Origin of the sequence: Thermococcus sp. EP1, from assembly GCF_001317345.1 — an archaeon.
Lineage (GTDB): Archaea > Methanobacteriota_B > Thermococci > Thermococcales > Thermococcaceae > Thermococcus_A.
Genome location: NZ_JXCG01000007.1, coordinates 47,713 through 67,901 on the forward strand (window position 1 = coordinate 47,713; position 20,189 = coordinate 67,901).

Annotated in this window: 21 protein-coding genes; 12 read left to right on the plus strand and 9 right to left on the minus strand. The window is 39.4% G+C overall.

Going from position 1 to position 20,189, the window contains the following annotated elements; genetic code table 11:
• Window positions 1–62: 62 nt before the first annotated feature.
• Complete coding sequence (locus EP1X_RS06880) at window positions 63–425, plus strand: hypothetical protein (protein ID WP_055282998.1); 363 nt, start codon at window positions 63–65, stop codon at window positions 423–425.
• 30 nt (window positions 426–455) lie between these two features.
• Here EP1X_RS06880 and EP1X_RS06885 read toward each other — a convergent pair whose 3' ends face one another.
• The gene (locus tag EP1X_RS06885) at window positions 456–1,367 is read right to left on the minus strand and encodes a hypothetical protein (RefSeq protein WP_156300723.1); all 912 of its coding nucleotides are present in this window, start codon (window positions 1,365–1,367) and stop codon (window positions 456–458) included.
• A 64-nt stretch (window positions 1,368–1,431) separates the two neighbouring features.
• Here EP1X_RS06885 and EP1X_RS06890 point away from each other — a divergent pair, with 64 nt between their 5' ends.
• On the plus strand, window positions 1,432–3,348 hold the full coding sequence (locus EP1X_RS06890; RefSeq protein ID WP_055283002.1) for a PD40 domain-containing protein: 1,917 nt from the start codon (window positions 1,432–1,434) through the stop codon (window positions 3,346–3,348).
• Window positions 3,349–3,440: 92 nt separating this feature from the next.
• Here EP1X_RS06890 and EP1X_RS06895 read toward each other — a convergent pair whose 3' ends face one another.
• Window positions 3,441–3,842, minus strand: a complete 402-nt coding sequence (locus EP1X_RS06895) for a NifB/NifX family molybdenum-iron cluster-binding protein (RefSeq protein WP_055283005.1) — start codon at window positions 3,840–3,842, stop codon at window positions 3,441–3,443.
• Between the two features lie 137 nt (window positions 3,843–3,979).
• Here EP1X_RS06895 and EP1X_RS06900 point away from each other — a divergent pair, with 137 nt between their 5' ends.
• The 4 genes from EP1X_RS06900 to EP1X_RS06915 are packed head-to-tail and all read left to right on the plus strand — an operon-like array spanning window position 3,980 to window position 7,614.
• Entirely contained in the window at window positions 3,980–4,675 is a 696-nt protein-coding gene (locus EP1X_RS06900; RefSeq protein WP_055283007.1) for an FmdE family protein, read from the plus strand.
• 4 nt (window positions 4,676–4,679) lie between these two features.
• Window positions 4,680–5,813, plus strand: a complete 1,134-nt coding sequence (locus EP1X_RS06905; RefSeq protein ID WP_055283150.1) for an iron ABC transporter substrate-binding protein — start codon at window positions 4,680–4,682, stop codon at window positions 5,811–5,813.
• Window positions 5,814–5,818: 5 nt separating this feature from the next.
• Window positions 5,819–6,853: an iron ABC transporter permease gene (locus tag EP1X_RS06910; RefSeq protein WP_055283009.1), complete on the plus strand. Its 1,035-nt coding sequence runs from the start codon at window positions 5,819–5,821 to the stop codon at window positions 6,851–6,853.
• Complete coding sequence (locus EP1X_RS06915; protein WP_055283011.1) at window positions 6,850–7,614, plus strand: ABC transporter ATP-binding protein; 765 nt, start codon at window positions 6,850–6,852, stop codon at window positions 7,612–7,614. The genes EP1X_RS06910 and EP1X_RS06915 overlap by 4 nt, the downstream gene beginning before the upstream one ends.
• Before the next feature lie 7 nt (window positions 7,615–7,621).
• On the opposite strand, the gene EP1X_RS06920 is transcribed toward EP1X_RS06915, so the two are convergent.
• Window positions 7,622–8,710, minus strand: a complete 1,089-nt coding sequence (locus EP1X_RS06920; protein ID WP_055283013.1) for a VIT1/CCC1 transporter family protein — start codon at window positions 8,708–8,710, stop codon at window positions 7,622–7,624.
• 54 nt (window positions 8,711–8,764) lie between these two features.
• Window positions 8,765–8,941: a hypothetical protein gene (locus EP1X_RS06925; protein WP_055283015.1), complete on the minus strand. Its 177-nt coding sequence runs from the start codon at window positions 8,939–8,941 to the stop codon at window positions 8,765–8,767.
• A gap of 193 nt (window positions 8,942–9,134) precedes the next feature.
• Here EP1X_RS06925 and EP1X_RS06930 point away from each other — a divergent pair, with 193 nt between their 5' ends.
• A complete protein-coding gene (locus EP1X_RS06930; protein ID WP_055283017.1) occupies window positions 9,135–9,764 on the plus strand; it encodes a ferritin family protein in 630 nt (209 codons plus the stop codon).
• Here the strand turns inward: EP1X_RS06930 and gapN are convergent.
• Complete coding sequence (gapN, locus tag EP1X_RS06935; RefSeq protein WP_055283018.1) at window positions 9,740–11,260, minus strand: NADP-dependent glyceraldehyde-3-phosphate dehydrogenase; 1,521 nt, start codon at window positions 11,258–11,260, stop codon at window positions 9,740–9,742. The genes EP1X_RS06930 and gapN overlap by 25 nt on opposite strands.
• Window positions 11,261–11,412: 152 nt before the next feature.
• Here gapN and EP1X_RS06940 point away from each other — a divergent pair, with 152 nt between their 5' ends.
• From EP1X_RS06940 to tpiA, 5 genes are all read left to right on the plus strand, one after another.
• A complete protein-coding gene (locus tag EP1X_RS06940; protein WP_055283021.1) occupies window positions 11,413–11,937 on the plus strand; it encodes a ferritin family protein in 525 nt (174 codons plus the stop codon).
• A 100-nt stretch (window positions 11,938–12,037) separates the two neighbouring features.
• The gene (locus EP1X_RS06945; RefSeq protein ID WP_055283023.1) at window positions 12,038–12,277 is read left to right on the plus strand and encodes a hypothetical protein; all 240 of its coding nucleotides are present in this window, start codon (window positions 12,038–12,040) and stop codon (window positions 12,275–12,277) included.
• A 100-nt stretch (window positions 12,278–12,377) separates the two neighbouring features.
• Window positions 12,378–13,502 (plus strand): fructose-1,6-bisphosphate aldolase/phosphatase, encoded by a 1,125-nt coding sequence (gene fbp, locus EP1X_RS06950; RefSeq protein ID WP_055283025.1) that lies wholly within the window; start codon window positions 12,378–12,380, stop codon window positions 13,500–13,502.
• Between the two features lie 164 nt (window positions 13,503–13,666).
• On the plus strand, window positions 13,667–15,631 hold the full coding sequence (gene gor, locus EP1X_RS06955) for a glyceraldehyde-3-phosphate:ferredoxin oxidoreductase (RefSeq protein WP_055283026.1): 1,965 nt from the start codon (window positions 13,667–13,669) through the stop codon (window positions 15,629–15,631).
• 41 nt (window positions 15,632–15,672) lie between these two features.
• Window positions 15,673–16,347 (plus strand): triose-phosphate isomerase, encoded by a 675-nt coding sequence (gene tpiA / locus EP1X_RS06960; RefSeq protein WP_055283028.1) that lies wholly within the window; start codon window positions 15,673–15,675, stop codon window positions 16,345–16,347.
• On the opposite strand, the gene EP1X_RS06965 is transcribed toward tpiA, so the two are convergent.
• From EP1X_RS06965 to EP1X_RS06980, 4 genes are read right to left on the minus strand one after another with little or no spacing between them, the layout of a single operon-like run.
• A complete protein-coding gene (locus EP1X_RS06965) occupies window positions 16,344–17,360 on the minus strand; it encodes a TrmB family transcriptional regulator (RefSeq protein WP_055283030.1) in 1,017 nt (338 codons plus the stop codon). The genes tpiA and EP1X_RS06965 overlap by 4 nt on opposite strands.
• A gap of 11 nt (window positions 17,361–17,371) precedes the next feature.
• Complete coding sequence (locus EP1X_RS06970) at window positions 17,372–18,487, minus strand: ABC transporter ATP-binding protein (RefSeq protein WP_055283032.1); 1,116 nt, start codon at window positions 18,485–18,487, stop codon at window positions 17,372–17,374.
• 10 nt (window positions 18,488–18,497) lie between these two features.
• Window positions 18,498–19,331 (minus strand): carbohydrate ABC transporter permease, encoded by an 834-nt coding sequence (locus tag EP1X_RS06975; RefSeq protein WP_055283034.1) that lies wholly within the window; start codon window positions 19,329–19,331, stop codon window positions 18,498–18,500.
• Window positions 19,328–20,182, minus strand: coding sequence for a carbohydrate ABC transporter permease (locus tag EP1X_RS06980; RefSeq protein WP_055283036.1), 855 nt, complete (start codon window positions 20,180–20,182; stop codon window positions 19,328–19,330). Before EP1X_RS06980 ends, EP1X_RS06975 begins: the two co-directional genes overlap by 4 nt.
• Between the last annotated feature and the right edge of the window lie 7 nt (window positions 20,183–20,189).

The following is a 20,189-nucleotide window of genomic DNA, read 5'->3' on the forward strand; positions in this document are numbered from 1 at the left end:
ACGAGTTTGAACCTTTCGCCAAGCTTTTATATTTTTAAACGAATCTTAATTTGGTGAACATTATGAGAAAGCCAATTGTCATTTTAATTTTAATTTTCATTGCAGTTGCAGGTTTAGTGTATTTCCAGAATTCTTCTAGGGAAAATAGAGAAAGAATAATAAAACTTAAAGCTACCTTTCGAATGGGAGGGGCTATTTATAATGGTTATGAAATGCGAGAAGATACTCTTGTTTTTAAATTTGAAAGAAAAGGGGATTTCTTCACACAAGCCATAGAAACTAAGGAAGTCACCACTGAGGAGAAACTCTCCCCTAAGAGGGTTATTATGGAAGTTATAACTAATGGGGAAACTAAAACGTATGAGGCAAAATTCATTGATGAAAGTGAGGAAGTAGCACTTTATGAAGCTTCTGAATTGGAGTGAGAACTTGCTCCTCTTATCCTTTTTTAACCCCTATTTCAACTCTAGGTATTTTTTGAGCAAAATTAAGAATGTTCCAATACCAACAATGGACATACCAAAAATTCCATTGAATTCTAGTACTATGTCATAAAAAAGAAGAAATGGGCCTAGGATTCCCAGCACAAGCGCAAGTAGTTGTTTCGTGTTTAAATTCCTCATTTGGCCATATAAATGGACAGTGATTGCGGGGCCCAAAAGCAATGAGATTACAAAAGGAATTTTTGTATTTGGCATGATCAAATAGAGGATAAAAAGGGAAATAGTAAAGAATGTTCCATATAACATCGGGTGTCTTTGGACAAACTCCCCTTCTATGGATAAGTCTTTTCTTATTCTTTTTACCTCGAAAATCAAAAAAAGAGCAAGCAGAAAAGTTAGGAGATACTGAAACAATGGAGGAGAATAAGGGTTTAGCAGGAAAAATGTTATTATAAGAGCAGATATAAAAGCTATAAGCGTTATTTTCAATCCTCTTTTTGCTAACAAAGATTTTTCTTTAAACTCTGGATAGAAAATTTCGAGTAAGAGGATTGGGATGGAAATGCTGAAGACTGCATGAAAAATGGAGAGCCAAACTGCCCATACCATATTCGTCTCGAAGATCCTACCATAGGTTGCCAAAACTCCTAAATCCATCCAGTTTGGGTCAAAAAACGATTTAACGGCCAAGCCTTCTTCTATGATGCCATATGTAATTCCAAGGAGCATAAGTCGGAGATAACCTCTGCCCCATCGTATCCATGCTTCTCTAATTAAAAGAACACCCCCTCCATAAAAGGCCCATAAAAAGAGGAAACTGAATGGATTTATAATTTCCAGAGGGGGAGTTGATCCACTCATTACTTCTCCAAAGAAAGGGGATAATAGTGAGAGGAGTAGTGCAAGCTTGATTTTCTTCTCCATATATTAAAAGTGACAACAAAGATATTTATAGGTACTGTTTATAAAATAATGATCAGGTGAGTATATGGGGAAAGCTTTGTCCTTTATTATAATAAGTATCATAGTTTTAATACTCGTTTCTGGTTGTGTTAATAAAACTTTACCTGCAGAACAAACGATAATCCCGTTAGACTCTCCAGAACTTCCTGAGAGAGGATTTTTCATGGGAGTTCTCCCAACTCCTGCAGAAGGACAAACTTTTGAGGAAGCATACTCACAGGCAGCTGAATATGTCGAGTTTTCCCCTGTGTGGGGGAGGCCAACTCCATTTTATTCCCTTGCAAGTGAGCTCTCTGGAGACTGGGGGCAAACGTTTGTGGAGGGCTACATAAGAAAAAACGGCATGTTCCCAATTATCCATGTTTCATTTATAGGGCCAAACATAACGCTCATAACACCCCCAAATATGAAAAATGCAACTCTAAGCGACCCCAAGTGGAGAGAGGCATATAAAAAGGCAGTCCTTGATGTAGTAAAAATCTCAAGGCCTCTTTATCTCTCTTTAGGTAATGAAGTTAATAGATGGTACGAAAAATATGGGGTCAAAGAGGGAGATCCTAATGGCTTTCAGCACTATGTTAGCCTTTATGAGGAGATATACGATGCCGTAAAAGAGCTATCACCTGAGACCAAAGTTTTCTGCACATTTGCTCGAGAGATTGTATCTGAAAATAGAGAAGCGAATCTTGAAGTTCTTTCACTTTTTAATCCAGATAAGATGGATCTTCTCGTCTTTACGAGCTATCCTTATGCTGTCAGGGGCATAAACCGGCCCTGTGATATCCCAGATGACTACTACTCCCGCGCACTCAAATATATGCCGGGAAAACCATTTGGTTTGATTGAGATTGGATGGCCATCAATTGAGGCATTTGGAGGTGAACAGGGGCAAGCTGATTTTATACTCGAGGTAACAGGTCGTCTTACCGAAGAGCAGGGGATCAATTTGCACCTGCTTGGTTGGGCATGGCTCCATGATTTGAATGAAAATGACCATCTTGGTCTTATAACCAAAGATGGTAGAGAAAAACTAGCTTATAATGTTTGGGCGAGCATATCACGGCTAGGAAAGAGGGCGATGCCGACAATTCGAGAAGATACTATCCCTAAAAATGCCATTAAAATAATGCCAGAAATGGATGTATTCCCACCCATTCTCCATTCTGACGAGTGGAGCAAACCTGTGCCTTTAGAGGGACCAATAAACACAGCCGGAGCAGAGGATTCTCCATTTGTGACACCAGATGGAAAGAATCTCTACTTTTTCTTCACTCCGGATGTCAATGTACCTCCGCAAAAACAGCTCATTGACGGTGTTACTGGCATATGGTGGTCAAAGAAAATCAATGGAAAATGGAGCAAACCCATGAGGATTGTATTGGGGAGCAGTGAATCCCTTGATGGAGCAGTTTTTATTTTAAACGACACCATGTGGTTCGCCTCTGTTAGGCGCGGAAATTATGGAGAAGTTGACATATATACAGCAAAATTTAGAAATGGAAGATGGACGGATGTTAAGAATGCAGGAGAGCTTTTGAATGCCGTCTATGATGTGGGGGAGCTGTGTACCAGTCCAGACGGGAAGACGATGTATTATGGATGTGGTGGGGACATATGCATGATGGATTATGTAAACGGATCATGGGTGAATCCGAGAAAGGTCCCGAATATAAATAGCGAACTTAATGAGGATCAGCCTTTCATAACTCCAGATGGCAATGAATTATGGTTCACCGGGCAAAGTCGGCTTGGATATCCCGGCCCTGCAATATTTAGATCTTTGAAAACAAAAGATGGGTGGAGTGAGCCAGAGGAAATAGTTTCTAACTTTGCTGGGGAGCCGGTGCTGGATGCGCAGGGGAACTTATATTTTGTGCATCATTATGTCACAAAAGATATGAAAATCATAGAAGCAGATATTTATGTGGCTTATAAAAAGTGAAACCCATTGAACTTTTCTTCCCCTGTATTTTTGTCCCAATAGTACTATGAGGGCCTCTGTTTCAAAGTATGTTTATTTAGGTAGAGGGAAGGTTAGGAATGAGAACTGTGTTCATGGTGTCCTTCTCTCTTTTTGTCTTCTTCAATCTTCTTTTTCCAGTAAGGATCAATTTCAAGAACTTGGTGAATAAATGCCTCAACTATATCTTTGATTTTGCCATGGGCTCCAGTAATAACTTCAATACCGAGGTTGTTGAAATATTCTATTGCTCTCCTTCCCATTCCATAAGCTAAAACTACTTTGCTGTCGTGCTCTTTGATGAAATTTGGCAAGTCTCCAGGTCCATGTTTATCAAAAGGCACCTCCACAACTTCAGTATTTTTAATTTTACCATTTTCAACATCAATAAAAACAAAGTATTTAGCTCTTCCAAAATGCGCACTTACGTTGCTTTCTAGACCTTTGTCATCCTCAGCAGGTATTGCTATTCTCATTTCCATCACCAAAATAATGAAAGAGGTTTCAAATATAAACTTTGTGCATATGCACATTTTTTGTGAACCTTTGGTTAGTAACACTAATATTTAAAAAATATTAAAAATGTGTTACTATAATGGCTCTTGGTGATACCATGCTTATGATCAATCAACTTATTAAGGAAGGAAAAGTTGAAGAAATCCTTGAATATGCTAGACAATTTCATGGACATGTCTGCCCGTATCTTGCTCTTGGCATTAGGGCTTCATTAATAGCTATGGAAGAGCTTGGCGTTGGAAGAGTTGATCATTCTGAAAGTGTTGATGAAAGCATCTTGGCAATAGTTGAGATTAATAGTTGCTTCACAGATGGTGTTCAAGTGACAACAGGTTGTACATTGGGAAACAATTCTCTTATATACTGGGATCTCGGAAAAACTGCTCTCACGCTTGTCAAACGCTCAACCTGGGAAGGAGTTAGAGTTTATGCTGACGCAGAAAAATTGAGAAAGCACTATCCCTCGGACGCTGTGGAACTCTTCACTAAAGTTGTTAGAGAAAGGAAAGGAACACCTGAGGAAAGAAAACGCCTTTGGGAACTTTGGGAAGAGGCGGCAAGGACCATGTTAAAACTTCCAAAAGATGAATTTAAAATTGAAAAAGTTAGGGTTTCGCCAGTGGAACAAGCTCCAATATTTGAAAGCGTTCGCTGTGCTAAGTGCAATGAGCTCGTAATGTCCACAAGGACAGTATCTTTTGATGGTGAGCAAGTTTGTTTGAGATGCGCGGGAGAAAGATACTATGCTGTAATCGGAAGGGGGATAGTGGAGGTTAATGGCTTTAGGAGGTAGTAAAATGAAGAAGATTCCATTTTTGCTCGGTGTGCTGCTGATTCTTTTAATCAGTGGATGTATAAATAGCTCACAAAGCTCAATAACTAGCAGCACTTCTACAAGCACTCAATACATCACTGTCACTGATTTGCTGGGAAGAAGCGTTGAGGTTCCATCAGAGGTCACTAAGGTTGTTGCGACAGGACCTGGTGCTTTAAGACTGGTGGTTTACCTAAATGCTACTGATAAGGTGGTAGGTGTCGAAGAGTTTGAGAAGCGTTATTCTTATGGGAGGCCCTATATAATGGCTCATCCAGAGCTTAAGGAGCTTCCCATTATAGGACCAGGGGGACCAGGGAAGCTTCCTGATCTTGAAGCATTGATTAGTCTCAAACCAGATGTTATATTCATAACCTATGTTGATAGCAAAACAGCCGATGAAATACAGGAGAAGACCGGTATCCCAGTCATTGTCCTTAGTTATGGCCAATTGACCACATTTGAAGATGAAGAGCTATTTAGATCTATTGAATTGGCAGGTAAGATCCTTGAAAATGAGAAGCGTGCTGAAGACGTTCTGAACTTTATTAGGGCTATACAGGAAGACCTCATAAAGCGTACTGAGAACGCTAAAAGCCCCAGTGTCTACATTGGGGGTATAGGTTATAAGGGAGCACATGGGATAGAGAGCACCGAAGCCAAATACCCGCCTTTCGTTGTATTGCATGCCAATAATGTTGCCGATGAGCTTGGTGAAGGTCATAAGTTTATCGACAAAGAAAAGCTTCTTGAGTGGGACCCAGACTATCTATTTCTTGATGAAGGGGGCTTAAGCCTCGTGCTTGATGACTACAACAAGAATCCAGAATTCTATAACTCATTAACTGCTGTAAAAGAGGGTAACATCTATGGTATCCTACCATACAACTTTTACACAACCAATATAGGGACCGCTCTAGCAGACACGTATTTCATTGGGAAAATCCTATACCCGGAGCGTTTTGAGGATGTAGACCCAGTAAAAAAGGCTGATGAGATATATACATTCCTAGTTGGAAAACCAGTCTACAAAGAAATGGCCACTCAATTTGGCGGATTTGGTAGAATTGAATTGGCAAATGGGACTGTTGAATATTCTCTACCCACTTCACCGTGATGCATATGGACTACGAGCATTACATTGCTAGAAAAGTGTTGCTTGGTATTTTTCTTTCTCTTCTTCTTGTTTTGGTTAGTCTTTATTCCATAGCGCGTGGTGGTTATAGACTTTCCTTAGAAGAGGTTTTCAATGCACTCGTTGGAGTAGGGAGTGAAAGTGCCCATCTTGTCATTTGGAATATTCGTCTTCCTAGGGTGATCGCAGGAATTATTGTAGGAGCCTCTCTAGCCATAGCAGGAGCAGTTATGCAGGGCTTTCTTAGAAACCCTTTGGCGACTCCATTCACAATGGGAGTTTCTCATGGGGCTATGTTTGGCGCATCCTTTGCTATATTATTGGGGGCAGGTTATGCGGAGAGTTCAGGCAGGATAATTCTAGATAACCCTTATACAGTTGTTCTCTTTGCTTTCTTTGGGGCAATAAGTGCTACAATAGTTATTCTAGCTCTTGCTAAGCTAAAAGATCTTAGTCCTGAGGCAATAATTCTAGCCGGGGTTGCTATGAGTTCCCTTTTTATTGCCCTGACAACACTTGTCCAGTACTTTGCTAATGAGTTGCAACTTGCTGCCATGGTTTATTGGAGCTTTGGGGACCTTGGTAGAGCAACATGGCAAGAAGATATGATACTTTTAGCTGTTTTTATTCCCGTATTCATGTACTTCATTATCAAACGTTGGGATTTAAATGCCTCTGCTGTGGGGGATGATGTGGCCAAATCAGTCGGTGTTGATGTTGAGAGAGTTAGATTAATCTCTACCTTCCTTGCAGCTCTGATTACGGCAGTGAGTGTGGCTTTTGTGGGAGTTATAGGATTTGTGGGATTGATAGCCCCACATGCTATTAGACTATTAGTCGGAGGGGATTATCGCTTTTTAATTCCATTATCGGCTCTAGCAGGAGGTCTTCTTCTCCTTGTGGCTGATACTGTTGCAAGATTAGTCTTTTCACCAATGACTTTGCCTGTTGGTGTTGTAACGTCTTTTCTTGGTGCCCCCACGTTCATTTATCTTCTTATAAGGATGGAGGGACGGCGATGAAAGCCGTGAAAGTTGAGGGACTTTATTTCACATACAATGGTTCTGAGGTGTTAAAGGGGATAACTCTTGAGGTTGAGGAAGGAGAATTTGTTGCTATCCTTGGGCCTAATGGTGCTGGAAAAAGTACTCTATTAAAGTGCATTGCAGGGCTTCTTCACTGTTCTGGAGTTGAAGTCTTGGAGAGACCTATTCAAGAATATTCTAGAGATGAGCTGGCAAAACTTCTTGCATACGTCCCACAGAGGACTATTCCTGGGTTTATGACAGTTTTTGATATGGTTCTTCTAGGTAGAAGACCATATATGGGTCTTAGACCTTCTAGAAGAGATATAGAGGTGGTGAATAGAACCCTCAAAAAGCTCGACATCTCACATCTTGCTTTAAAACATAGCAATAGGTTAAGTGGTGGAGAGCTCCAAAAAGTAAGTATAGCGAGGGCCTTGGCTCAAGAACCGAAAATCCTTCTAATGGATGAACCAACTAACAATCTTGACTTAAAAAGCCAATTAGATGTCATGGAAATAGCAAAAAATTTTGTGTCATCTGGTGGAACATCAATAATCGTTATGCATGATGTAAACCTAGCTCTTCGTTTTGCTGAGAGATTTATTTTTATGAAAAATGGGGAAATAGTAGCCGATGGGGGTAAAGAGATTCTCAAACCAAGACTCTTTGAAGAAGTTTATGAAGTAAAGGTGGTTATTCACGAAGTCTCTGGTGTCCCAGTGGTTGTTCCACTTCATAAACATTCTCTGCCATAGGAAAGATTTAAAGGGTTGAGATGTGGAACATGCTCTCCATTAATCTTCCGAAGAGATAACTCAAAAACGCTGCTCCCAATCCAGTTGTTACCATCTCTCCTATCTTTTTTCTTATTGAAATTCCTGAAAGTATTGAGATTGCAGTTGCAACAAGAGCTAACGCTGTACCAGCTAATAGGATTGAGAATGGCAATGCCATGAGAGAGGATGAAGCGAGAAAATAAGGAAGTACTGGGAAAGCAACCCCGGTTAGATATGCTAAACCCGTATAAATGGCGGAACGGATTTCATTTTCTTCTCCTCCCTGCACAAGAAGGTTGATGATTGCATTTTCATTTGAAGAGAGTTTTTCCGCGACTTCCATTGCAATATTTTTTGGCATTCCACTTTCGAGCAACTTTGTCATAAGTTCCTCCTTAGCCCTTTCTGGGGAAACTTTGAAAAGAACTTCCAGTCTCTGTCTTACGCTTTCATTTACCTGTCTTTGAGAACGGACTGAAATAAAAGCTCCTATCCCCATAGAAAGGGCTCCAGCAACCCCTACTATTAGCCCGCTTATCCCTACTATCTTGGGATTATAGAGGTAAACTGCTGAAAGTCCTGTAACTGCTCCTAAAAGCTCAACAAGTCCATCGTTCATTCCGAGGACAAAGTCCCTTACGTGCTCAACGTGAAAACGTTTTTTGCTTTCATAGAAAAAGCGCTCATGCTCGAGCTCATCTAGAATTATGCTTGAGACTATCTTTTTTTCTTCATCATTGAGTTTGTATTTTGTAAGAAATTTGAAGTACTTTTGAATGGCAGAGTTCTCACCCATTTCGAGAAGTGAAACCATTGTGCCTGGACCTAGCAATTTTCTGAGAAATTTCACATAGAAAAGCTTAAATCTGCTGATTTTGACCTTTTTTGGTGCAATCTTCCTTCTAACTAGGAAGTCGTACCAGAACTTTGCATGGTTTGACTCTATCTGGGATAATCTTAAAAACTCTTCTTTTAACTTTGGATCCTTCTCTCCTCTGCTGAGGAAAGCATATAATACTGAGTCGCTATATTCGTCCTCATAAAAATTACTTGCTTCTTTTAACATTTCCTCCATTTCAACCCCCAAAAGATATAGAAGAGGTTTGAGTTAATAAAATAAACGGAAGACTCACTCAGCTGGGGCATAGTAGCATCTCTTTGGAGATATGATCTTTCCTTCTTTTTTAAGCTTTTTGATTGCTTCACTAACTTCTTTTTTATCTAGCCCAGCAATTTTAGCTATATCTCCAGGTCTCAGAGGTTTTCCAGCTTCTTTCAAAACTTTGAAAACAATTTCTTCACTCATGTCATTCACCTCTTAAGTTCGGTATTAAACATTAATAAGTTCGAATTTATAAATTTAGCGGGAACGTTAGTGGTAGTACGGTTCTTTATGGTCTTGAAACTTTTACCCTTTAGGAGTGGAGGGGCTCGTAACGTCGAGACTCTAGCCGTAATCCTTATTAATTTACTGAAAGATATTTCATTTGGTGAATTCCATGAGCTCTCCAATAGAGGAGTTTATGAGGGAGGTAGATATAAAAGAGCAGATTAGAGAGAGGTTAAAACGAATTGCGAGTTTATCTCTTAAAGATATTTTAGCCTATGCAATTAGCTGTGAAAAAGAAGCAACAAAATTATACATGTTCCTTTATGAGAACGTTCCTACTCAATATCAGAAGGAGTACTTTAAACAATTTATTGATACAGAACGTTCCCATGATGAAAAGGTTAAAAGAATATTCAAAACGCTGTTCCCAAATGAAGAGCCGAAGATTACAGAATCTGATATATGGAGGAAACTATTTGAAAGGAAACTGAAGACGGTAAAAGATTATCTCGATATTCTTAAAATTGCAATGGAGTCAGAAAAATTAGCAGAAGAGATGTATCTGATATTAGAAAAACATTCTGAGAACTTGGAGTATAAAAGAATATTTATGGGGCTTGCAAACGATGAAAAAGAGCATTATATGTTTGTAGCAAAGGAATATAATTTTTATAGAAAACTTAAAGCGGAGAGCGAGTTAAAGGAACTAATTAGCGAAATTGCTAGGGAGAAGGAAAAAGAAAAAAAGCAGAACACTGAAAAAGAGTCTTATACTCAAATATACTCCCAAACACCATAGCCCTTAAAGTTATGAACTATTGTCTTTGTGGTTGTTAGTTGTTCTACAGAGTAGCCTATTCCTTCTCTCCCAATACCACTATCTTTCATGCCTCCAAAAGGATAATAACCAATTCCATGCCTTGGGTATTCATTTATGAAAACACTTCCGACCTCAAGCTTTCGTGCAACTTTCCTTGCTCTCTTCTCGCATTCGCTAAACACTGAGGCATCTAATCCAAAGCGGGAGGAGTTTGCAATCTCAACAGCTTCATCTTCGTCTTTGACTTTAATGATGAGCGTTAATGGCCCAAAGACATCTTCTTGAAAGGCCCTTAGGTCTTTAACTATCTTTTTATCAGCTTCTAGAAGAATGGGCCATACATAGTTTTCTTTTCTCTTGAATTGGGTTAGTGGTTTTGCCCCTTTTCCAATGGCATCCTTGTAAACTTCTTCAATGTAATCTGCAGCCTTTTCATCAATAAGGGGCCCCATTATGGCATTTTCATCTTCAAGTGGATTTTTTGGTTCTATTTTTTTGAGTTTCTCTATTATTTTGGTCTTGAGCTCGTCATAAATTTCCTCTTGGGCCAGGATAAGTCTTATAGCATCGCACCTCTGTCCGGAGTAGCTTACCATCCCCTTGATTATTTTTTCACTTGCTAATTCTAAATCAGCATCATCCAGGACTATTGCTGGATCTTTCCCACCAAGTTCTAGGTGATATGCCTTTATTCCTCCCGTTTTTATGATATGTTCTCCCACTTCAGTACTTCCTGTGAATGTTATGGCCCTTATGCGTTTGTCTTTTACAACTACATCCATTAGTTTTCCGGGAATCGTTAGGAGGGCAAAGCTTTCTTTTGGAAAACCACTCAATTCAAGAACTCTTATGAAAAGAATTGCCGCTAGTGGATCTATTGAAGCGGGTTTCAGTATCACAGCATTTCCACTAAAGAGTCCAGGTATGATTTTTGTTGCAGATATGAATAGTGGGTAGTTAAATGTGCTTATAGCCAAGATTACTCCATAAGGTTCTCTTTTCACAATTCCTTCACTTTCAAGGGTTTCTTCACTCCAATCTCCGGGAATGTAGTCACCAAGCATACGCCTTGATTCAAAGGTCGTTTTTTCCAGTCTCTCAATGGTAGCTTTTGTCTCACCAACGGCGTTTGCTTTTGGTTTTCCAGCATTTATAATGAGAACATTTACAAAGTCATCAAAGGCTTCTCTCATAAGTTGAGCTGTTTTCAAAAAGCTTTCTATCCTCTTTTCTCCAGGGTAGCTCCTTATTTCCTCACGGCCTTTGTCATAGACCTTTTCGATAATCCTTTCAACTTGATCCTTGCTGAGCTTTGAAACTCTTGCTATTACTTTTCCATTTATTGGGCTTTTAACTTCATAAAAGTCCTCTCCAAAACTCCATTCTCCGGCTGTGTAAGTTTTGAACTCAGGAACGCCGTCTTTGCCAATTTGGTATATGGCATCAAAAATCCTATGTTGAACGAGCTTATCCATTTATGGTCACCATTATGTAATTATGTACAGAACTATATAAGGCTTTATTTGATCAAACTGCAAAGTTTTATCTGAGTGGATCTTTCAAAATACTCAATTTTATTCCGAAAATGTTAATAACTTTGGAGGTAATCTAGACATGGTGGTCTTTAATGGAGATAACGGATAGGGAAGTTTTTGCGATTGCTGTAAATGCAGAAATAAAAGCGAAAGAAACGTATGAGAAAATGGCATCTCTTGTAAAGAGTGACATAATAAGGGATGAACTTCTTTTCTTGGCAAAAGAGGAGGATAAACATAGAGAGATAATAGAAAAAATGGTCGAGAAATTTAAGGAAAGTGGAGAGGAAGGTAAGAAAATTGAGATTGAGGTCATGAGTGAGTTCAAGGTCATTGCAGAGAAAATGGCTGAGGCTATTAAAAAGCCGGAGATAAACCTAGATGAGGTTTACGAAATAGCCATGCGGGCTGAACTTGTGAGTGAAAAGCTTTACAATGAACTCGCTAGTTATGCAGCTAATGAAAGAACGAGGGTCATTTTGAACATGCTTGCTGACATGGAGAGGCATCACTTTAACATTATCAAAAAACATTATGAGTATCTCATGCGGTACCCTGATGTGTACAAAGAAGAGCTCTACGATCAGCTTATGAAGGATATAAACTTCAACTTTTGATTTTTCTCATGAAAACCTTATCCTTTAGAGAGAACGGTTTATATCTAATTTGGGATAAAGTTTATCAAATTAGAGAACGTAGTTATTTTGAGGGACGTCAATGCCGGAGGTTAAACATATAAAGATTGGGGAGGATAAATTTAAAATTACAGAAGAGGAAATTGCCAGAAGAGAGCTTAAGGTGACAAAGATAGGTGATGAGGTTATTCAAGTACAAGAAGAGGTTCACGGCATAATAGCAGTAGTCGGGGCAGTTAGTAGTGTAAACATAAAGAAAAATGAACTTAAGGAACTTATTAAAGTAGCAAAAGAGGAATTTGGGTGGACTGATATCTGTTGAATCTTTTATTTTTAATTAAAGTAGTATCATCTAGAGTGATATATTTTACAGTAGTAAAATTTTATAAACTCGAAAATGAACGTATTAGTGGTGATGAGATATGGCGATTGGTGAAAAAATAACCATTAGTGTGATAAAAGCAGACATCGGGGGATGGCCAGGCCACTGCAAGGTTCATCCAGCCCTTATAGAGAAGGCTAACGAACTTTTGAAACAAGCAAAAGAAGAAGGCATGGTACTCGATTTCTATGCGACTTATTGTGGAGACGATCTTCAGCTTATTATGACACATAACCATGGAGTGGATAATGAGAAAATCCATAGCTTGGCTTGGCATATCTTTAAGGAAGCTACAGAGATAGCTAAGGAACTTGGCCTTTATGGTGCTGGGCAGGATCTACTTAAGGACGCATTTAGTGGGAACATCAGAGGAATGGGTCCTGGAGTAGCTGAAATGGAGATCACCCTAAGAAAGAGTGAGCCGATAGTCACATTCCATATGGACAAAACTGAACCTGGAGCATTCAATTTACCAATCTTCAGGATGTTTGGGGATCCTTTCAACACAGCAGGTCTTGTTATTGATCCTAACATGCACATGGGCTTTAGGTTTGAGGTTTGGGATATCAAAGAACATAAAAAAGTTATACTCAATTCACCCGAGGAGCTGTATGATATCTTAGCATTAATTGGTGCAAAATCAAGATATGTTATAAAGCGTGTTTATCCAAAGAAGGGTCACAAACTTCCAGAAGATGAGCCGGTTGCAGTTATAAGCACTGAGAAGCTTTATGAAATTGCGGGGGAATACGTAGGAAAAGATGACCCAGTGGCAATAGTTAGAGCCCAAAGTGGTCTACCAGCTCTTGGAGAAGTTTTGGAGCCGTTTGCATTCCCACATCTCGTAAGTGGTTGGATGAGAGGAAGCCACAACGGTCCAATAATGCCTGTTCCTCTCAAGTATGCAACTCCATCAAGATTTGATGGGCCTCCAAGAGTGGTGGCTTTAGGATGGCAGATCAACAAAGATGGTAAGTTAATAGGGCCTGTTGATCTGTTTGAAGACGTGGCCTTTGAACATGCAAGGAACAAGGCTTTAGAAGTTGCTGATTACATAAGAAGACATGGGCCGTTTGAGCCACACCGTCTCCCACTTGAGGATATGGAATACACAACCCTACCTAGTGTTCTAGAAAAGCTTAGGGATAGATTTGAGCCAGTGTGAAATTCTTTCTTCCTTTTTTAAGAAATCTCCTTTTTTGAATAAGTAGTTTGCACTCTTTTCACCCTAAAGGACGAAGCTTGAGAGAAAGTCACATTTCTGTACCCAAAAATCTTAAATAATTTGCCCTTTTACATAACACTCAGAGTGGTATGGAGGGGGTTAGCATGGAATTTTCAGTCCTTAAGATCAACCTAGACGGAAAAAATGTAGAAATTGAAAAGTTCGAGCGAGAGGATGTTTATGGTATCATTGATTACGCACTATATCTTCATGATGAGGTTTATAGAACTTATGAACTCGATGATCCATACGACCCTAATAACGTCATGGTCTTTGGAAAGGGCCCATTCGCTGGATCTATTCTTCCTGGTACTCATAGACTAGTTTTCGTTTATAAATCGCCTCTCTATGGGGGTTTATTTCCATCTACAATGGGTGGAGCTGCTTATCAGTTCCAAAAAGTAGGAATTGATTTTGTAGTTATTGAAGGAAAGGGAGAAAAGCCTACAGTAATACTCCTCACCAATGATGGGGAAAGATTGGGAGTTGAGTTTCATGAAATAGAACTTGAGAAACTCATTGAAATTTGGAGAGGTTACAAAGAAGAAGAGGGGGTTTATGCATTCACTCAATATTTAATTGATAACTTTGCGGATAAGTTTAATGGAATGGAATATAGAATCGCCTGTGTTGGACCTGCTTCTCTAAATAGCAATATGGGGGCTGTGTTTTCTCAAACTCTCAGAAAAGGGGAAAGAGTCGTAGGTAGTGATGATTGGGCAGCTAGAGGAGGCACAGGCAGTGTTTTAATGAGGGCTCATAATGTAGTTGCTATAATCTTTGGAGGAAAAGCTAAGAAAAAGTTTCCAAAGGAAGATATAGGGAGTATAAAAGTCACAAAACAAATAGTTGAGGGCGTGCATAAAAAACCCATGAATGAAGTTATATCAGAGAAAACAGTCAAGTACAAGTATAATCCAAAACTTAAGACTGGTGGGACTTTTGGAGGGAACTATCCAGCAGAGGGAGATTTTGTCCCCATTTTAAACTGGCAGATGCCGTATATCCCAAAAGAGGATCGTATTAAGATACATGAGAATATTATGAAGTACTATTGGGAACCATTTAACAAAGAGGCTATTGAAACTAAAAACTGGACCAATTGTGGAGAACCATGTCCTGTAGTATGTAAGAAGTTTAGAAAAGGCCATCATGTAGAATATGAGCCTTACGAAGCCAATGGTCCACTAAGCGGGAGTATAGCTATTTATGCAAGTGATATAAGTGTTCACGCGGTTGATGCTATGGGATTTGATGCTATAAGCTTTGGAGGTACTGCGGCTTGGGTCTTGGAGCTTGTTTACAAAGGCTTGTTACAGCCTGAAGAGGTTGGATTGAGTGATAAGCCAGATTTTGACAAGGAGTCCTTATTGCTAAAACCAGTTGAAGTTAGTGAAAAGAATGCAAAGCTTGTAGCAGAGCTGGCTCATAGAGTGGCTTTTGCTGAGACAGAGGTGGCAAAGATAATTGGAGAAGGAATAAGAAGAGCGGGCGAAGTGTTTGATGAAAGGTTCAAAGACCGACTTAGCTATGGAGAGAGCTTTAAGGACTATGGGGTTTATACTCCACTTGGATCTAATGGAGAAATTGTGCCAACCATGTACTGGGCCATAGGAAACTACATACCACTGCCAATTCAAGGTAGATACTGGACGTTTTATCAATTTGGAGTTTTCCTTGAACCCGAGGAACTGGCAAATAAAATTGTGGCAAGTGCTCTTTATGAATACTGGTATGACAATATAGGCTGGTGTAGATTCCATCGTGGTTGGGCAAAGCCAATATTAAAAGCCCTCTTTATGGAAGCTTATGGAAAAAATGTCGAAATGGAGGAGCATGCTAAGAAAATGATACGAAAGCTCATAAACTTTGCAAAGAAGGCTGGATATGAACCGGTTTTCTGGGATTCAATGAGGGTTATAGACTTGATCGCAAAGGGCGCAGAGGAGTTTGGAAACGAAAGATGGGCCGAACGCTTCAAGAAAGAGAAAGTCGCAACAGCAAAGGAGTATCTAAGAAGAGTTCTTGGGGAATACAGCAGACTCTTAAGTGTTGATTGGGTGATTTAATTTTTTAATTATCTGATTTAGAATTTAAGAGGTGGTTGTAGATGTTGAAGGAACCAATTATTGCCATAAATTTTAAGACTTATATTGAGGCCACGGGAGAGAGGGCATTAAAAATAGCTAAGGCAGCTGAGAAAGTTTACAAAGAAACTGGAATAACAATCGTAGTTGCCCCCCAATTGGCTGATCTATATAGGATTGCTCAAGAGGTTGAGATCCCTGTTTTTGCCCAACATATAGATCCTGTGAAACCAGGCAGTCATACTGGGCATGTTTTACCGGAATCTATTAAAGAAGCTGGAGCTGTTGGAACTCTGTTGAACCATTCAGAGAATAGAATGATCTTAGCAGATCTTGAAGCAGCAATAAGAAGAGCTGAAGAAGTTGGTCTTCTCACAATGGTGTGTAGCAATAATCCAAAGGTTTCTGCAGCAGTTGCAGCTTTAAGCCCCCATTACGTTGCAGTAGAGCCTCCTGAACTTATAGGAACTGGAATTCCAGTAAGTAAAGCTAAGCCTGAAGTTATTACTGACACTGTAGAGCTTGTGAAAAAAGTTAATCCTAATGTTAAGGTTCTAACGGGGGCAGGAATTTCAACAGGAGAAGATGTAAAGAAAGCTTTGGAACTTGGAACAGTTGGAGTTCTTCTAGCTAGTGGGGTCACAAAGGCTAAAGATCCAGAAAGAGCAATAAGAGACTTAGTTTCGTTAATAATTTAGCCTTTAAGGATCATTAAATCTGCTTCGATATCCTCAAGGGAGGCATTCCATCCTCCAATTACATATCTTTCCCCATTTTCTGTTTCAATAGTGATATTTGAGATAACTTTTCCTTCGCTTTCAAAGAAATCTACTATTCTTCCAGTTAGTTCAACTGGTTTTCTACTTTTTACGAATTTTCCGACTATCTTGATTTCCTTACCAAGGAGATTATATTCTCTTATATCCTCTACGACGGAACGGATATGTATGTAGCTTTTTGGGAATTTTACCTTCCCCCGTTTTTTGTAAATTGGATTTCCAGTGGGCCAAAGGGCATGGTAAAAATACCTGTCTAACATAAAAAGGAGATTTTTATCTCTTATTATCAGGGCATATCCCTTTATGGTCTGCACTTTTGATTTGAAGGCTTCTGGGGGAGCGTAAATACCAAGGTTCTTGTCTTGTATCACAATTATTGGATCTTCGACTTCTCTGCTTCTTATTTTATCAGCTACTTTGGGGATTTGACCTGTGCCGTAAACAAAAAGATCGATTGTGGCTTCTCTACTTTTTGTCTTTAGCATGGTAGCTATTTTTTTTACTAACAAACTGGGGATAGCTAGGGAAAGATGGTATTTCGTATTTGTTATTGCTTCCTTTATGTAATTTTCTAATGTTGTTTTGTTTTTTACAACGACAACTTCTCTATGGCTTTCATAGGGAGTATACATTGCTTTAAGCTCTTTTTTTGCCATCTCTACTTTTTTTAGGTAGTTTTGCTCCATAGCCCCGAGGACCTCTTCTGGATCAATGGGAACCACTTTTTTCGGGCGTTCGCTTGTAATTGCGACAAATCCTTTACTCATAAGACTTCTCACAATATCGTATATTCGAGGTTGAGGGACTTTGGAGAGGGAGGCGAGCTCGCCTGCTGTGAGAGGCCCCTGTTTGATTAGAGTAATGTAGGCATTTACCTCGTATTTGTTAAGTCCCAGCTCTTTTAATAGTGCTTTGAGCTCGCCTTCCTCCATCTCAACGTCCCTCAAATTATGGCTTTTTCAGTATTTTTATCAAACACATGAATGTTTTCTAAATCAATTACTATTTTAACTTTGCTACCAATCTCTAATGGTATATGGCCAGGAAGTTTTACTTTTATAAGACTCCCTTCTCCTATGTTGGCATGAACTATGGTGTCAGTTCCTAATGCCTCAACAAAGTCTACAAGACCTTCTATTGTAGTGATCTTTTTAACATGTTCAAGGGTTGAAACACCTTCAACTGTCATGTGCTCGGGCCTTATTCCAAAGAGAACGGTTTTGTCGATATAATCTTTAAGAAGTTCTCTAAAGTCCTCAGAAAGAGATATTTCAAATCCTTCTCCTTCAAGGACGAGGTTTTTATCCTTTTCCTTGATACTTACTTCAAGTAGATTCATTTCTGGGGCTCCTATAAAAGTACCCACAAACACTGAGTTTGGTTTCAGATAGACTTCTGTTGGAGGCCCTACTTGTAAAATCTTGCCTTGATTCATTACTGCTATCCTGTCTCCCATTGTCATTGCCTCTACCTGGTCATGAGTGACGTATATTGTTGTTACCTTGAGTTTTGTTTGGAGTTTTTTAATTTCAGCTCTCATGGCAACTCTAAGCTTTGCGTCTAAATTTGAGAGGGGCTCATCCATTAGTAAAACGGCTGGCTCAACCACTATTGCTCTAGCAACAGCTACCCTCTGTCTCTGTCCACCACTAAGCTGGGCTGGGTACCTATCGAGAAGAGTTTCTATTTGGAGTAGCTCTGCGACCCATTTTACTTTCTTATCTATCTCTGCTTTGGGGTATTTCTTGATTTTTAATGGGAATGCTATGTTGTCATAAACTGTCATATGGGGCCATACTGCATAACTCTGAAAAACCATAGAGATGTTCCTATCTTTTGGAGAGAAATAAGTCACATCCTTGTCCCCAAACCATATTTTGCCACCAGTTGGGATTTCCAGACCAGCTATCATTCTAAGTGTCGTAGTTTTCCCACATCCACTTGGGCCAAGGAGTACAAGGAATTCTCCATCTTTTATAGTTAGATCAATACCATCCACTGCTTTAACCTTCCCGTTATCAAAATATTTCTTGAGATTTTCAAGCCTAACTTCCACCATCTTTCACACCTCATTTGAGTGTTATACCCCACATGGTGACCAAGTACTTTCTTGCAAAGAATATGAATGTGATGGCTGGGAGTATCATGATGAATGCAGCTGCGAACTTGTAATAATCTGGTGCTGCTCCTCCACTTGCTCCAGCCATTATGGATAATATCTGTGCTGGGAGAGTTCTCTGGGATAGTGTTAAGATTGAAGCTACAAATACTTCATTCCAAGACATAACAAAGGTAAACATTGCTGCAGCTGCCAGTCCTGGTAAAGCTAAGGGTAAAGTAATCTTGAAAAATGAGCCCAGTCTTGTTAGCCCAAATACCATAGCGGCCTCTTCAAGTTCTTTTGATACTCCAGCAAAGATGCTTGAGGTTATCAATACTACAAATGGGAGTGCCATTGCTGTATGAGCTAGGGCTACTCCAAATAGTGTATCGATAAGGTTAAGTCGTATGTATAAAATCACCAGAGGGATTGCCATTACAGGAATTGGGAACATCCTTAGAGCTACTATTGAGAGCTTTATTGTATCTTTTCCTGGAAAGATGAACTTTGCAACCGCATATCCAGCGGGAATCCCAAGGATAAAGCTTATAGCGATTGTCATAACTGCCACAATAACGCTATTTTTTATACCATCTAGCGCTCCTAGGGTTATAAGGAGGGTTTTGACATATTTAACTGTGAAGGTTGTTGGGAGTATCTTTTCGGGATTGTAGTAATCTTCTTTAATGGAAAATCCGTAGAGAGTCGAGATTATTATTGGAATGATTATCCATGCCACTACTGTGAAAATAAATGTGTAAAATGCTATTTTTTTGAGCATAAACTTGGTTTCCTCGTTCATCTTTTCACCTCCAAGTATTCAGCTTTCATGAACTTAATATAGAGTGCTCCAAGGAGAATTGACAGCCCGGCAATTACTAGAGCATAGATTGATGCCACATCATACTCTTTGAGCTCTGTTAGCCTATAAAACCCTTCTCCGGCTAGTATAGGAATATCTCTTCCTGCGAGTATCCATACAATACCAAATATTTGCATTGCAAAAAGTGTTCTGATTATTAAAGCACTTTGAATGCTTGGTTTTAGGAGGGGTATCACTATCTTCTTTAACCGTGTCCAATAATCTGCTCCAAATACTTCTGCTGCTTCTATGTACTCTTGGCTTATCATTTGAAGTCCGGCAAAGATTATAACAAAGACTATTGAAGTTGCTCTCCAGAGTTCAGCTAAAACAATAGCTAGAAACTCCATATGTCTGTATTGATAACCGAAAAAATATATAGGGTTGTTGATAATGCCAATATTTAGGAGAAGTTTGTTTAAAAACCCGCTTGGAGAGAGCATGGAATACCATATCAAACCGGCGGCAACATCACTTATAGTAAGAGGAATTGTGAGAGCGTAAATTGTAAAATCCTTACCTTTAAACACTCTATTAACACCTAAAGCTAAAATTAAGGCCAATCCAACTTGGCTTGGGACAATCACACCCGCAAGAGCAATAGTATATTTTAGGGCCTCCCAGAAGTAGGGATCGGCAAAAGTTTTTCTAACAGTTGCGAGAGAAAGTTGTCCGTTTTGGGTAAACGCAATATACAAGGCTTGAACAAGAGGATACCCTACAAAAAACAATAGGTATGCAAATGCCGGTAAAACTAAAAAATAAGGAAGGTAAGATGATTTTATCTTCATGGCACCT